Origin of the sequence: Rathayibacter sp. PhB1 (assembly GCF_004362935.1) — a bacterium.
GTDB lineage: Bacteria > Actinomycetota > Actinomycetes > Actinomycetales > Microbacteriaceae > Rathayibacter > Rathayibacter festucae.
Window position 1 is genome coordinate 1 of the sequence record NZ_SNYD01000011.1, and the last position, 14,551, is coordinate 14,551.

Sequence of the window (14,551 nt, forward strand, 5' to 3'; positions counted from 1 at the left end):
CGGCGACTCCGGCGCTGTCGTTGGTGATGGCGAGGAGCTCCTGGTCGACGAGGCCGACGCCGTCGGGGCCGCCGTCGATGGCGGTGTCGACGACGTCGCCCTCGGCGACCAGGCCGGAGTCGCCGCCGTCGATCAGGTTCGGCGCCCAGCCGAGGTTCTCCGCGCCGATGATGTCACCGGTCGACGAGGTGAAGTCGCTCGCGGTTCCGAGGACGTACCAGCCGGCACCGGCGGGGATGTCCGCGGCGTCGCGGGTGTCCGTGACGGTGACCGTGGGCAGCGTGCCCGTGAACTGGCGGACCACGCTGTTCGAGCCGTTCTCGGTCAGCGCGGTGGAGTCGCTCGCGACGGTCATCGAGAGGGCGCCGCCGCCGGTGAGCGGCGCGATCTGCACGTTGACGTCGACGTCGTCGGCGCCCTGCTGCTCGTCGGCGAAGGCGGTGCCGGCGACGCCGAGCAGGAGCAGGCCTCCGGCGATGCCGGCGGTTCCGCGGAGGAGGAAGGAGCGGGTGTTCATAGCGGGTGTTCTCCGTTCTCGAGACGGCGTCGTCGCCGTCCGGTTCAGTGGTGTGGGGTCGGTGGTGTCGGGTGGTCGGTGAGGTCGGTGGGAGGGGCGAGCGCGTCAGCCGCAGCTCGCCGCCGCGTACGGCGCGGTGGCCGTGGCGGTGGCGGGCTTGCCCGCGACGAACGCGGTGGCCGTGGCGGTCGCGGAGCCGGCGGGCAGCGCGGCGGTGCGGGTCGTGAAGGAGTGGGTGACGGACTTGCCGGCGGCCACCTCCGCGAACGTCTTCGAGCCCGAGGTCGAGGTGACGACCATCTTCACCGGGAAGGCGTTCGGGTTCGTCGCGACGACCGAGAGGACGACCTTGCCCTGCACGCATCGGGTCGAGGCGGTGGCGGTCGCCGTGATGGCGGGGGCCGCCGTCGGCACCGTCTGCGGGCTGACGCTGGTGAGGGTCGGGACGACCTTCTGCATCAGTCCGGTCGTCGGGTCGAAGGTCACCTTGTCGATGGTGGTCTCGCGGTGCTGGCCGTCTCCGCCGGGGATGGCGAAGCGGTGGTAGGCGATGTACCAGTCGTCGGTGCCGGGGACGTTGATGATCGAGCTGTGGCCGGTGGCGAGGATGCCCTGCGAGGGGTCCTTCTCCAGGATCACGCCGCGGTAGGTCCACGGTCCGTCGATGCTCGTCGAGGTGGCGTAGCCGACCTTGTAGTTCTCGGAGCCGGTGTCGTCGATCGAGTAGGTCAGGTGGTAGAGCCCGTTGCGGTGGTTCATGAACGCGCCCTCGCGGAAGTCCGTGAGGCCCGAGATCGTCTTGATGGTGCCCGCCTTGACGGAGAGCATGTCGTCCGAGAGCTCGGCGTACACGGGTGCGCCGTTGCCCCAGAAGAGGTAGCTCTTGCCGGTGGCCGGGTCGGTGAACGCGGCCGGGTCGATGGCCTGGCCGGACTTCACGGACTCGCCGTTGGTGATCATCGGGGACTGCTGCGCGGTGAACGGGCCCATCGGGCTCGACGCCACGGCGACGCCGATCGTCTTGCGGTCGAGCGCCGCGTTGTGGCCGGAGAAGTAGAAGTAGTACTTCCCGCCCTTCTCGATGATCGTCGGCGCCCAGGCGTTGCCGGTCGCCCACGGGACGTTCCCGTTCGCGCCGTCGAGGGTCAGGATCGGCTGCGCGGAGCGGGTCCAGTCGACGAGGTTCTTCGACGACCAGGCGTAGAAGGTCTTGCCGCCCCAGCCGGGGAAGCCGTCGGAGGTCGCGTAGAGGTAGTAGGTGTCGCCGAAGACCGCGATGTTCGGGTCGGCGTAGAGGCCCGGGAGGACGGGACTCTTCATCTCGACGGCCTTGAGCGTCCAGGTGGTGGTCGCTCCGCCGCCGGCCGGGGTCAGCACGACGGTCTGCGGGGTGCGCAGGTCGCGGACGGTGCCGGAGGCGGGGCTCGCGGTGACGCCCGCGGCGGTGGAGTAGGTGGCGGTCAGCTTCGAGCGGTCCGTGCCGGGCTTCACCGGGAGGGTGACGGTGCGGGTCGCCTGGTCGACGATCGGTGCGGTCTTCAGCACGTCGCCGGTGAGCGTGACGTCGGCCAGCACGGTGGTGTTGCCGGAGGAGGCGAGCACCTCGGCCGAGCTCAGCGCCCGGTTGTAGAGGGCGAACTCGCGGACCTGGCCGCGGAAGCGGTTGTCGGCGTCGTAGTTCGAGCGGCCGATGGAGTTGGCCGTGGTCGTGCCGCCGCCGATGTCCTTCGGGTCGGCCGTGACGGTGCCGCCGCCGACGCGGACGCCGTCGAGGTAGAGCGTCGCGGTGGTGCCGGAGAGCGTGTAGGTCAGCTGCGCCCACTGGCCGCGGGGCACGGCCGAGCCGGAGGAGACGGTCTGCTCGGTGGTGTAGTTCCCGGTGGTGAGGCTGGTGCGGTAGTTGTTGCCGGAGGTGAAGAGGTAGCCGTCACCCGCTCCGTTGGTGGTGTTGCCGAGGCCGTAGAGGAAGTAGGCGCCGCTCTGCGCGGGGTCGATCCAGACCTCGGTCTGCACGGTGACGTCGGTGACGCCGGCGAGCAGGTTGTCCGGCAGCTTGATGTAGTCATCGGTGCCGTCGAGCTTCACCGAGCCGGTCTGCCAGGTGCCGCCCGAGACGATCGTGCCGTTCAGGCCGTTGCCCGAGCTGTCGGTGACGGTCGTGCCGGAGCCGCCGTCGAAGGTGTAGCGGAGGATCTCGCCCTTCGCGTTCACCGGCTTCGGGGTCGGGCCGGTGCTCGTGCCGCCGTAGGCCGCGTTCAGGCGGGCCTCCTCGGCGCTGGAGAGCCGCAGCACGGAGCCGTGGCGGAAGGGCTTCGAGAAGGAGTACGTGCTCGCTCCGGTGGTGCCGACGGGCAGGGCGGTGAACCGCATGTCCGCGAGGGTGTCCGTGACGTAGGCGGAGTAGCCGAACGAGTCGCCCATCACGACCCAGCGGCCGTCGGGCAGCTGGTAGACGGTGAGGCCCTCGAGGTGGTCGGCGAGGCCGCGGGAGGTCTCCTCGCCGCGGGCGATCACGCGGGTCCACGGTCCGGCGAGGCTCGAGGCCTTGTCGACGACGGTGCGCCAGTCGGAGGTGGAGAAGCGGTAGTAGACGCCGTTCTCGACGGCGATGGTGGTGTCGATGATGTTCGGGCCGTCGGCGTTGTTCGTCGACGAGTTCTCGTCGAGCCAGACCTTCGGGGTGGAGAAGCTCTGGAAGTCGCGGGTGGTGGAGACGTAGACGCGCAGCGCCCAGTCGTCCGTGTTCACCTGCGTCTTGTCGCGGCCGGACCAGTAGACGTAGTACTGACCGGTCGCCTCGTCCCAGATCGCCTCGGGCGCCCAGACGTTGCCCGCGTTCGGCGCGCCGGCGAAGACGAGGTTCTGCTGGCCCCAGTTCACGAGGTCGGTGGAGCGCCAGACGACGAGCTTCTGACTGGCGTTCACCTGGTCCCAGGAGCCGCCGCCGGCGGTGCCCTCGGCGTGCAGATCGGTGCCGAGGATCCAGTACTCGTCGCCGGTGGGGGAGCGGACCAGGTGCGGGTCGCGGACGCCGAGCGTGCCGGCGAGGTTGGCGAGCACGGCCTTGTCGTTGTTGAGCTTCGACCAGTGCAGGCCGTCGGTGCTGGAGCCGAAGTAGATCTTCTCGTAGTCGGTCGACGCGAAGTGGGTCCAGAGGTAGCCGGCGTCGTACTCGGTGTCGAGGTCAGCGGGCGCGGCGGTCACGGTGACCGGGAGCTTCCGGGTGGCGGTGGTGCCGGCGATCGTCGCGGTGAGGGTGACCGCGGTGGCCGCGGCCTGGCGCTTCACGACGCCGGTGGTGCTCACGACGGCGGTGTTCGAGGAGGCCCAGGTGACGTCGTAGGCGCCGGCCTTCGCGGGCAGCGTGACGTTGCCGCGGACGTCGCCGGCGTTCACGATGCTCAGCGCGTCGAGCGCCTTCTGCGCGTCGGCGTTCGCGTCCTGCGCGGGCACGGTGGCGGTGAAGGTGCGCGTCTGCGTCGCGGAGCCGCGGGTGACGGTCGCGGTGAGCACGGCCTGGGCGGTGCCCGTGGCGGGCCGGGTGACGACTCCGCTCGAGGAGACGACGGCGGCGTTGCTCGAGGACCAGGCGATCGCCGAGCCGTTGGGCCCGGTGGTCGGCAGGGTGAGGTTCGCGGTGACGGCGGAGAGGTCGCCGAGGGTCAGCGCGGCGGCGTCGCGGGTGGTGCGCGTGGTGTCGCTCGCCTGGAGGGTCGCGACGTCGGCGGCGCTGAGCGCGCTGCTGTAGATGCGGAAGTCGCGCACCGAGCCGGCCAGGAACTTGTCGCCGGTGTAGACCGAGCGGCCGATCGCGTTCGCGGTGGTGCTGCCGGCGCCGATCGCGCCGGGGGTGATGGTCACGCCGGTCTGCTGCGCGACCTGGGCGCCGTCGAGGTAGAGCCGCGCGGTGTCGGAGGCGTCGTCGAGCGTGTAGGTGAGCGTCTTCCAGACCCCGCGGGCGAGGTCGGCTCCCGAGTTCACGGTCTGCTCGGTGGTCCAGTTGCCGGTGGCGATGGAGGTCTTGTAGCTGTTGCCCGTCGTGTACAGGTAGCCGTTGCCCGCGTTGTTCGTCGTGTTGCCGAGGCCCCAGATGAAGTACGGCGTGCCCTGGCTCGGCTTCACCAGCACCTCGGTGCTCACGGTGATCGAGCTGAGGCCGGCGAGCACGTTGTCGGGCAGCTTCACGAAGTCGTCGACGCCGTCGAGCGTCACGCCCGCGGCGCCCGAGGCGACCGCGCCGCCGGAGAGGACACCGTCGCGGCCCTTGCCGGAGCTGTCGACGGCGGTCGTGCCGCTGGTCGCGTCGAGCGCGTAGCGGAGGACGAGATCATCGGCCGGAGCGGCTGCGGCGGACTGCGCCGTCAGCAGCGGGACGGTGAGCGCGAGAGCCGTCACGAGGACGACCGGTCGCAGGAAGGGCTTCATCGCACTAACTCCTTGTTCGGCACCATTGCTGAAGGGAAAGGGTCCGGCACGCACCGGAGATGTTCACGGTAACACGATGTTGACGTCAACGCGACGGGCATTCCTCGCGGATTCCACGCGCCTCGATCGCGGGCCGGGCGAGGCGCAGCGGGGTCCGAGCGGCGCTCAGGACGCGAGCTGCTGGACGCGCTGCTTCGAGAGGCCGAGCATCACGCCGGCGTCGGCCTGGCTCATGTGCGTCGTGCTGAGGAGGGTGCGGACGGCCTCACGGCGCAGGGCGGCGGCGCGGTCCTCGGCCTCCTCGGCCTGCGTGCGCAGGATCTCCGCCTCGTGCCACGCGGTCGCGACCTCGGCGGGCAGCTCGTAGGAGAGGCGGATCGTCAGCTCCGCCTCCTCGACGTCGAGGAGGGCCGAGACGACACCGGTCGCCATGACGGGCACCTCTCGGAGCGACCGCGCCTGCGTCACCGCGTCGAGGGCGGGGACGTGGATCATCCACCAGCGGCCCTCCCGGGTCACTACGGCATCGAAGGAGCGCTCCGTGGTGCGCAGCAGGTCCGTGCTGGTCATGACGCCCTCCTCCTCTCCCCGCGATGCCGTTCGCTCCTGTTGCGGTCCGTCATCGCCAGCCCGCCGGACTGCCCGGCTCGGCCTTGATGACCTGGCGGACGACTCCCGGAGACACCTTGCCGTGCCGCGGAATCGCGAGGACCTGCGTGCCGTCCGGGGAGCCCCAGACGTTGTGCGGACCCTTCTCGCGGAGGAGTCGCCATCCGCAGGACTCGAGGAACCGCTCGACCTCGCGCTGCTTGACTTCCTTGACCACGGTAGCGGACCATACCCCCTTGTCAAAGCAGACAAGGGGGTATGGTCGAAGGCTGGCGCGGGGCGTCGGGCGGCGGGCGTCAGGTCCGGTTGCGGGCCATCACCGCGCGCTGCAGGAGCACGAAGACGAGCAGGATGCCGCCGGTGATGATGGTGGTCGCCTCGGGCGGGATGCCACCGTCGCGGGTGATCAGGACGTTCATCAGGCCGAGGACCAGGGCGCCGATCACCGAGCCGAGGACGAAGCCGACGCCGCCGGTGAGCAGCGTGCCGCCGATGACGGTCGCGGCGATGGCGTCGAGCTCCCAGCCGGTGCCGGTGATGTTCTGCGCGCTGCCGAGGCGGGCGGTGTAGACCACGCCGGCGAGGCCCGCGAGGGTGCCGCTGATCACGTAGATGAGCAGCTTGGTCCGGACGACGGGCAGGCCCATCAGCGCGGCCGACGGCTCCGAGCCGCCCATCGCGTAGACCGTCCGGCCGAGGCGGGTGCGGTGCAGCACGAAGAACGCGGCGGCGACGACGAGCACGGCGATGATCACGCCGGGGCTGATCACGAAGTCGTTGACCTTCGGTCCGTCGATCAGCTTCATCGGCGTCGCGAGCGACAGCACGGCCGAGTCCTCGGGGAGGCGCTCCGGGACCGTGCTCAGCATCGAGGCGAGACCGCGGGCCAGGAACATCATCGCGAGGGTCGCGATGAACGGCTGGACGTTGAAGTACTGGATCAGCACGCCCGAGATCAGGCCGAACGCGGAGCCGATCAGCACCATCAGCAGCATCACGAGCCAGGGGTTCCAGCCGCTGTTGATGAGCAGCACGCCGCTCACGCTGCTGAAGGCGATCACCGCGCCGACCGAGAGGTCGATGCCGCCGGTGAGGATCACGAAGGTGAGGCCCACGGCGAGGATGATCAGGTGCGCGTTGTTGATCAGCAGGTTCGAGATCGTGCTCGCCTGCAGGATGCGCCCGTAGGCGACCTCGCCGTAGACGATCATGCCCAGGAAGATGACCAGGGCGGCGAGGGTCGGCAGCTTGTCGAGGTGCTGGCTCAGCCACGAGGTGGCGGAGGAGCGGTTCGACTTCGCCGGCGGGGCGGGTCGGGTCAGCACGGCGCTCATGCGGGGATCGCCTCTTTCTGCGGGACGCTGCGGCGCGCCTCGCGACGGTTCTTGAAGGCGGAGCGGACCCGCTCCGACTGCAGCAGGCACAGGGCGACGATGACGATCGCCTTGAAGGCGGGCGTCGCCGAGGACGAGACGCCGAGGAAGACGACCGTCTTGTCGAGGGTGGCGATCAGGATCGCTCCGACGGCCGCTCCGGTGATGTTGAACTTGCCGCCCGCGAGGGAGGTGCCGCCGACCACGACCGCGAGGATCGCGTCGAGCTCGAGCTGGTAGCCGGTGCGCGAGACGTCGACCGTCATCACGCTCGCGGTGGCGAAGACGCCCGCGACGCCGGCGAGGACGCCGGAGCCGATGTAGGCGGTCATCAGCAGGCCGCGGCGGTTGATGCCGGCGAGGCGGGCCGCCTTCGGGTCCATGCCGATGGCCTCGATCATCAGGCCGAGCGCGCTGCGGCGCACCAGGACCCCGACGACCACGACGATCGCGATGGCGAGCAGGAAGACGACGGGGAGTCCGAAGACGTAGCCGTTGGCGAGCCAGCGGAACGGCTCGTTCGTCGCGGCGGTGTTCTGGCCGCCCGTGATGACCTTCGCCAGGCCGCGGCCGGCGAGCATCACGACGAGCGTGCTGATGAAGGGCTGGAGCCCCACCACCGAGACCAGGACGCCGTTCACGGCGCCCAGCACTCCGGCGACCAGCAGCGCGAGGCCGAAGGCGGCCGCGGCGGCGCCGAGCGAGTCGGGCGCGCCCTGGGCGTTGAGGAACTCCATCGAGACGGCACCGGCGACGACCATGATCGAGCCGACCGAGAGGTCGATGCCGCCGGTCGCGACCACCAGGCACATGCCGACCGCGATCATCAGGATCGGGGCGGCGGCACGGGCGATGTCGATCACGTTGCCGACGAGGTAGCCCGTGGTCGGGCTGACGGTGACGCCGAGGTAGCTCGGGTCCTTGACGACGTTGACGAGCAGCAGCAGCACGATGGCCACCGCTCCCCAGAAGTACTGACGGCGGATCAGGCTCGCGAGGAGCGAGCCCCGGTCCGGTCGCGTGTCGCTGCTCATGATGCGGCCTCCTGCGTGGCGCCTTCGAGAACGACGACGTCCTCGTCGACGACTCCCTCTGCGGCGATGGTAGTGACGATCGACTCCGCAGTGACAGCGGGTCCGTTGAGGATCTCCGCGATCACGCGGTGGTCCTTGAGGACGATGATGCGGTCGCTGAGGCGGACGACCTCGTCGAGCTCGGACGAGATGAAGACCACGGCGACGCCCTCGCCGGCCAGGGCGACGACCTTCTCCTGGATCTCGGCCTTGGCTCCGACGTCGATGCCGCGGGTCGGCTCGTCGAGGATGAGGATCTCCGGGGCGGTGGCCAGCCAGCGCCCGAGGAGCACCTTCTGCTGGTTGCCGCCGGAGAGCTTGCTGATCGGGCGGTCCGGGTCGGCGGGGCGCACGTTGAGCTCGACCAGGTACTTGGCGACGATCTCGTCCTTCTCCTTCTTGGAGAGGGGGCGGGCCCAGCCGCGCTTGGCCTGGACGGCGAGAATGAGGTTCTCCCGGACCGAGAGGTCGCGGATGATGCCCTCGTCACGGCGGTTCTCGCTCGAGAAGGCGATCTTGTGCGCGAGGCCGGCGGTCGGCGTCGGGACGTCGATCTTCTTGCCGTGCAGCGTGATCTCGCCGGTGTCGGGCTTGTCGACGCCGTAGATCAGGCGGGCGAGCTCGGTGCGGCCGGAGCCGAGGAGGCCGGCGAAGCCGACGACCTCGCCGCGGTGCAGCGTGAGGTCGGTGGACTCGATGGAGCCCTTCTTCGAGAGGCCCTTCGCGGTGTAGAGCGGGGCCTCGCGGTAGAGGTGGTCGCTGTCCGCGCGCTCGGAGTCGAGGGAGCGCAGGGCGGCGATGTCCTTGCCGATCATCTTGGAGATCAGCGAGGTGCGGTCCAGCTCGTGGGTGAGGTACTCGCCCACGTAGGTGCCGTTGCGCAGCACCGTGAGGCGGTCGCTGATCGCGTAGACCTGGTCGAGGAAGTGCGAGACGAAGAGGATCGCGACGCCCTCCGCGCGGAGGCGGCGGATGACGACGAAGAGGTTCTCGACCTCGTTCGCGTCCAGGCTCGAGGTCGGCTCGTCGAGGATGAGCACGCGCGAGTCGCTCACCGTGGAGCGGCTGATCGCGACCAGCTGCTGCATCGCGATCGAGAGCGAGGAGAGCGGGCGGCGCGGGTCGAGGTGGCCGAGGCCGAGGCGCTCGAGGGCGCGCTTCGCGGCCTCGTGGGTCGCCCGCCAGTTGATGCCGAAGGGACCGCGCACCTCGTAGCCCAGCATGACGTTCTCGCCGATGCTGAGGTTGGTGCAGAGGTTGACCTCCTGGTAGACGGTCGAGATGCCGGCCGCCTGCGCATCGGCGGTGCCGGCGAGGCGCCGGGGCGTCCCTCCGACGACGATCTCGCCGCTGTCGATCTTGTAGACGCCGGTCAGCGCCTTGATGAGGGTGGACTTGCCGGCGCCGTTCTCGCCCATGAGGGTGTGGACCTCGCCCGGGAACAGGCGGAAGTCGACACCGTCGAGGGCTTTGACGCCGGGGAAGCTGATCGAGATGTTCTTCATCTCGACGATCGGAGGCGAATCCGCCATGTCGCGTCGTTCCGTTCTCGAGTGGCGCTGCTCTGCGCCGGAGGTGGGAGCGACCGGGACCCGCGGTGGGGTCCCGGTCGCTCCCGGTGGGGGTGTGGTGCTTAGAGGTGTTCTCTAGAACTTGCGGTCGGGCAGGGCGGTCGCCGCGGCCTCGGGCGAGTCGAAGGTCTCGCTCGGGACGACGATCGAGGACTCGACGGTCTCGCCGGCGAGGGTCTTCTCGACGGCGTCGAGGGCGGTCTCGCCGAAGAGCGGGTTGTACTCGGCGACGAAGCTGAGCTCACCGTCGGCGAGGGCCTGCAGGGCGTTCTTGGTGCCGTCGATCGTGGCGATCTTGACGTCGACGCCCGGGGTGAGGCCGGCCTCCTGGACGGCCTGGACCGCGCCGAGACCCATCTCGTCGTTCTGGGCGAAGACCATCTGGACGTCGTTGTTGTTCGACTTCAGGACGGTCTCGAAGACGCTCTTGGCCTCCTCGGTCGACCAGTTGGCGGTCTGCGCGCCGACCTTGGTGAAGGCGGAGTCGGCGCCGATGACCTCGTCCCAGCCCTCGTTGCGCTCGTTGACGACCGAGACACCGGCGGGGCCCTCGAGGGTGAAGTACTTGGCGCCGTCGGGGAAGGCGGTCTTCGCCCAGTCGGCGACCGAGGTGCTGACCGCGATGTTGTCCGGCGCGATGCGGGTGACGTAGAGGTCGCTGTTGTCCGGCTCGATGCCGCGGTCGATCAGGATGACCGGGATCTCGGCCTCCTGAGCGCGCTCGAGCGAGTCCTCCCAGCCGGAGCCCTCCGTGGCCGACAGCAGGATGATGTCGACGCCCTCGTCCACGAAGGACGTGAAGGAGTCGATCTGCGACTTCTGGTCGCCGTTGGTGGCGGGGGCGTACTTGAGGTCGTAGCCCGCGTCGGCGGTGAACGTCTCCTCGATGTTGGTCTCGTTCGCCTGACGCCACGCGCCCTCGGGGCCGACGGCCACGAAGCCGATGGTGGTGACGTCGTCGCCTCCGCCGCCTGCCGCCGTGTCCGAGCCGCCGGAGCAGCCGGCGAGGCCGAGCGCGAGTGCGCCGACTGCTGCGAAACCGAGGAACTGGCCGAAACGCCTCGTGTTGTACATGGATCTCCTCCTTGAGATCACGGACGCGCGGGAGCGTCCGTGGGTGCGGGCCCAGGGGCCCGGATGTGATGAGTGCAGTGCGGGCCTGGCGCCCGAGGTGCAGTGAGTGCAGGATGTGCGGTGGACGCCCGTCGTGCAGTGACACGTCCGGTTGCGTCCTGGGCAAAATGTTACCGTGAACAATTCTTGTGACGCAACAGCGTTCCGGCCCCTTCGGTAACGATCGTGCATTAACGCCGAGGACCCGCCGCCTCCCGGGGGAGGGGCGGGTCTCTTCATGCTGATCGGGCAGCCCGCGGAGCGGGCCGCGCGTTCTCGGCTGATCGAGCAGCCCTCGCTGAGGGCGGCCTGTTTCATGCGGACCGCGTAGTCGTGCAGAGGGCGTCTTTCATGCTGATCGAGTAGCCCGCGGAGCGGGCGTATCGAGATCCTCCGTCGGAAGGACGTCGGGTCTCGATACGCCGCTGCGCGGCTACTCGACCAGCATGGAGGCCGCTGCGCGGCTACTCGACCAGCAAGGGCTCGCTACGCGCGGGGCGTCGCGCGGCGGCGCAGCAGCAGCGCCCCGCCGCCGAGCAGGAGCGCGAGCGCTCCGAGCGGCAGCAGCGACAGGTCGGCGCCGGTGGCGGCCAGGTCGCCGTCGGGGCCGGCGACCGGCGCGGGCGCGTGCGGCGCGGGCCGGCCGGGCGCGGGATCGCCCGGCGCCGGGACCACGGGCGGCGCGGTCTCGGTCGGCATCGGCACGGGCGTGCCGGTGGGCTCAGGCGTGGGCGTGGGCTCCGGCGTCGGCTGGGGCGCACCCACCTGCGCGAGCACCGGGACCGTCGACCAGTCGATGTCGCTCGCCAGGCCGTACGAGGTGTACGACGGCTGGTTGTACGCGGTCTGCTGGCGCGCGACCTCGACCCGGTACTGCGGGTCGTGCATCAGCGTGGTCAGCTTGCGGTCGGTGACCTCGGTGCTCGAGTAGATCCGGATCGCGGTGGAGTCGCTCGTGGGCAGCAGCAGCTCCTCGCGCCAGTCGCCGAGCACGTCCGCCACCAGCGACGGGTTGCCCTTCGTGCCGTTGTTCGTGACCGTGCCGTCGGCCGAGAGCAGCATTGTGCCGTCACCGGTGACGATCGTCGGAGTGACGGGCGTCGCGTCCTGCATCGTCGTGCTGGCCACGATCTGCGTGGTCATGTCCGCGGCCCAGCGGATGCTCTGGTTGGTGCCGGGCTGCGCGGCGGGATCCCCGCCGTCGAGCGGCTCGCCGCTCGCCGAGAGCTTTCCGATCGCCCAGACCTCCTGGCCGGGGATCGCCGGGTCGATGTCGCCGATCATCCCGCGGCCGGTGTCCTTGCCGGAGTAGGCGCCGAAGAGCACCTCGCCGGTGGCCGCGTCGCGCAGCGCGTAGCCGTAGGGGGCGCCGACTCCGCCCTCGTGCACGGAGAAGATCTCGAGCCCGGGGTTCGCCGGGTCGATGTCGGTGACGTGCATCGCGTCGCCGTGGCCGAGCTTGGCCTCGGTGCCGGGCGCGCTGCTGCCCTCGGGCAGGGTGTCGTAGGAGCTGTAGAGCAGGCTGCCGTCGTCGTCGAGGGTGGCGGAGCCGTAGACGATCTCCTGGCGGCCGTCCCCGTCGACGTCCGCCGCGCTGAGCGAGTGGAAGCCCTGGGTGGTGAGCGTCGCCCACTCCGGGCTGGTGCCCTCGCGGCCGTGCGGGGTGTCGTTGAAGGGGTTGGTCAGCGGGACGTGGCCGCTGTCGGCGACCCAGCGCTGCGACAGCTCACTGCCGTCCCAGTCGTAGGCGACGACGACCGCGCGGGTGTAGTAGCCGCGGGCGAAGACGGCGGACTGCGTCTCGCCGTCGAAGGAGGCGACGCCCGCGAGGAAGCGGTCGTTGCGGTTGCCCGGCTCGATCCGGGAGTAGGCGTAGTCGCCCCAGAGCAGGCCGTCGTCTCCGCGGGCCGGCTCGTAGGCGACGGTCTGCAGCTCCTCGCCGGACTCGCCGTCGAAGACCGTGAGGTACTCGGGGCCGCTCAGGATGAAGCCCTCGAAGGTGGTGAGGTCGTTGCGATCGCTCCGGCTCGGCGCGTAGACGTCGATGAAGTAGTCGGCGAGCTCCGTCGCCCCGGCGCGATCGAGCGGGTAGTCGTGCGTCGGCGCGATGTCGAAGGCCTCCTCGAGCGTGGCGGGCCACTGACCGGAGGTGACCTCCTCGCGGGTGCCCCAGCCCTCGAAGACCTCGATGAGGTGCTCGCGGTAGCCGGCGGCGGAGAGGCGGTAGTCGTCCTGCGGGGTGACGCCCGCGGCGACGTCCTCGGGGAGGAGCGTGATCGACTCGGCGCGGGCGGGGTCGCCGCCGGGCAGGATCGTCGTGCCCGGGGCCGTCTTCGTCATGATCTCGGAGCGGCCGTCGCCGTCGAAGTCCGAGACCAGGAACTGCGTGTAGTGCGCGCCGGAGCGGATGTTCACGCCCAGGTCGATGCGGTGCAGCAGCGTGCCGTCGGCCTCGTAGGTGTCGAGGTAGGTGCTGCCGGTGTAGCCCTTCTGCGAGACGTCCTTCGCGTTCGAGGGGTACCACTTCACGACGTACTCGTAGTCGCCGTCGCCGTCCATGTCGCCGACGCTCATGTCGTTGGCGCTGTAGCTGTAGGCCTCGCCGGCCGGAGTGACGCCGTCGGCCGGCTTCTGCAGCGGCAGCGTCTCGAAGGCGTCGGCCGAGGCGGTGGCCGCCGCGCTGGGCTCGCCGAGCTCGCCGTCGACGAGCGGGACGACGCGGTACTCGTCGCCGGGCGCGCCCTCCGGGTCGTGCAGGTTGGTGCTGTCGGTGACGACGCCGATCCGCTCCGCCCCGCGGTAGACGGCGAAGTCGGCGCCGACCATCCCGCTGTCGGAGGAGCCGGTCACCTCCGTCGCGAGCAGCCGCCAGCTGACGAAGACGCCCCCGTCGGGCGAGGCGAGCGCGACGACCCCGCGATCGAGGTCCTCCAGCTGCGCGGTGAGGACGGGATTGGCGGGTGGTGCTGCGGTCTCCGCGGACGCAGGCGCGGCCCCGGTCAGCGCGAGCCCCGCGGCGAGCGCGAGGCCGAGGCCGGAGCGGAGCGCCCCGGCGGCGGTGGTCGGACGGAACGGACGTGAATTCGGCATTGAATCCCTCGGCATCGATGGTCCGGGATGCAGGAATGCGCTTTCCCCGGTCCCGCGCCACCCTACGTGAGACGTTTCACAGGGGTCAACCGTGTCCCCCGGATCTCGATACGCCCTCTGCGAGGGCTACTCGATCAGCATGCAGGCGGGGCCGCATGCACAGCAGGGGCCGCGCGCTCCCATGCTGGTCGAGTAGCCGCGCAGCGGCGTATCGAGACCCGGCCCGCGCAGAGCGCGGATCCGGAGTCGAAGAGAAGGCCCCCCGGTATTGAGGATGCGTCTGCACGAGCCCTGGGGGGATCTGTTGCGAGAACGCTAGCCAGGCACATCCGTTCCGGCCGCCGAGTGGCGCGGAACGCACCGGCCTCGAGGGACGACGGGCCCGCGTCCGATCGGTGGTGGATCTCGATACGCCCTCTGCGAGGGCTACTCGATCAGCATGGAGGAGAGCCCGCATGCTCGGGGCCGCGCGCCCCATGCTGGTCGAATAGCCGCGCAGCGGCGTATCGAGACCTCGCGTTCGGACGGTGGTGGATCTCGATACGCCCTCTGCGAGGGCTACTCGATCAGCATGGAGGAGAGCCCGCATGCTCGGGGCCGCGCGCCCCATGCTGGTCGAGTAGCCGCGCAGCGGCGTATCGAGACCTCGCGTTCGGACGGTGGTGGATCTCGATACGCCCTCTGCGAGGGCTACTCGATCAGCATGGAGGAGAGCCCGCATGCTCGGGGCCGCGCGCCCCATGCTGGTCGAGTAGCCGCGCAGCGGCGTATCGAGACCCT

Annotated in this window: 9 protein-coding genes; all 9 read right to left on the minus strand. The window is 70.3% G+C overall.

What is annotated here, in order from left to right; all coding sequences use genetic code 11:
* On the minus strand, positions 1-517 hold a 517-nt coding region (locus EDF17_RS18990), incomplete at its 3' end, for a hypothetical protein (RefSeq protein ID WP_133672164.1).
* A gap of 105 nt (positions 518-622) precedes the next feature.
* Entirely contained in the window at positions 623-4,942 is a 4,320-nt protein-coding gene (locus tag EDF17_RS18995) for a family 43 glycosylhydrolase (protein WP_123446511.1), read from the minus strand.
* Between the two features lie 165 nt (positions 4,943-5,107).
* On the minus strand, positions 5,108-5,512 hold the full coding sequence (locus EDF17_RS19000; RefSeq protein WP_123446512.1) for an antitoxin HicB: 405 nt from the start codon (positions 5,510-5,512) through the stop codon (positions 5,108-5,110).
* Positions 5,513-5,561: 49 nt separating this feature from the next.
* Positions 5,562-5,768: a type II toxin-antitoxin system HicA family toxin gene (locus tag EDF17_RS19005; protein WP_123446513.1), complete on the minus strand. Its 207-nt coding sequence runs from the start codon at positions 5,766-5,768 to the stop codon at positions 5,562-5,564.
* Positions 5,769-5,847: 79 nt separating this feature from the next.
* On the minus strand, positions 5,848-6,885 hold the full coding sequence (locus tag EDF17_RS19010) for a sugar ABC transporter permease (protein ID WP_123446514.1): 1,038 nt from the start codon (positions 6,883-6,885) through the stop codon (positions 5,848-5,850).
* A complete protein-coding gene (locus EDF17_RS19015) occupies positions 6,882-7,958 on the minus strand; it encodes an ABC transporter permease (RefSeq protein WP_123446515.1) in 1,077 nt (358 codons plus the stop codon). The genes EDF17_RS19010 and EDF17_RS19015 overlap by 4 nt, the downstream gene beginning before the upstream one ends.
* Positions 7,955-9,529: a sugar ABC transporter ATP-binding protein gene (locus EDF17_RS19020; protein WP_123446516.1), complete on the minus strand. Its 1,575-nt coding sequence runs from the start codon at positions 9,527-9,529 to the stop codon at positions 7,955-7,957. The genes EDF17_RS19015 and EDF17_RS19020 overlap by 4 nt, the downstream gene beginning before the upstream one ends.
* Before the next feature lie 114 nt (positions 9,530-9,643).
* Positions 9,644-10,642: an ABC transporter substrate-binding protein gene (locus tag EDF17_RS19025; protein WP_123446517.1), complete on the minus strand. Its 999-nt coding sequence runs from the start codon at positions 10,640-10,642 to the stop codon at positions 9,644-9,646.
* Positions 10,643-11,167: 525 nt separating this feature from the next.
* Positions 11,168-13,771: a rhamnogalacturonan lyase gene (locus tag EDF17_RS19030; RefSeq protein ID WP_243732978.1), complete on the minus strand. Its 2,604-nt coding sequence runs from the start codon at positions 13,769-13,771 to the stop codon at positions 11,168-11,170.
* Positions 13,772-14,551: the final 780 nt, after the last annotated feature.

Coding starts and splice junctions, on each gene's coding strand:
- EDF17_RS18995 (WP_123446511.1), bottom strand. CDS start 4,942: ATGAAGCCCTTCCTGCGACCGGTCGTCCTCGTGACGGCTCTCGCGCTC.
- EDF17_RS19000 (WP_123446512.1), bottom strand. CDS start 5,512: ATGACCAGCACGGACCTGCTGCGCACCACGGAGCGCTCCTTCGATGCC.
- EDF17_RS19010 (WP_123446514.1), bottom strand. CDS start 6,885: ATGAGCGCCGTGCTGACCCGACCCGCCCCGCCGGCGAAGTCGAACCGC.
- EDF17_RS19015 (WP_123446515.1), bottom strand. CDS start 7,958: ATGAGCAGCGACACGCGACCGGACCGGGGCTCGCTCCTCGCGAGCCTG.
- EDF17_RS19020 (WP_123446516.1), bottom strand. CDS start 9,529: ATGGCGGATTCGCCTCCGATCGTCGAGATGAAGAACATCTCGATCAGC.
- EDF17_RS19025 (WP_123446517.1), bottom strand. CDS start 10,642: ATGTACAACACGAGGCGTTTCGGCCAGTTCCTCGGTTTCGCAGCAGTC.
- EDF17_RS19030 (WP_243732978.1), bottom strand. CDS start 13,771: ATGCCGAATTCACGTCCGTTCCGTCCGACCACCGCCGCCGGGGCGCTC.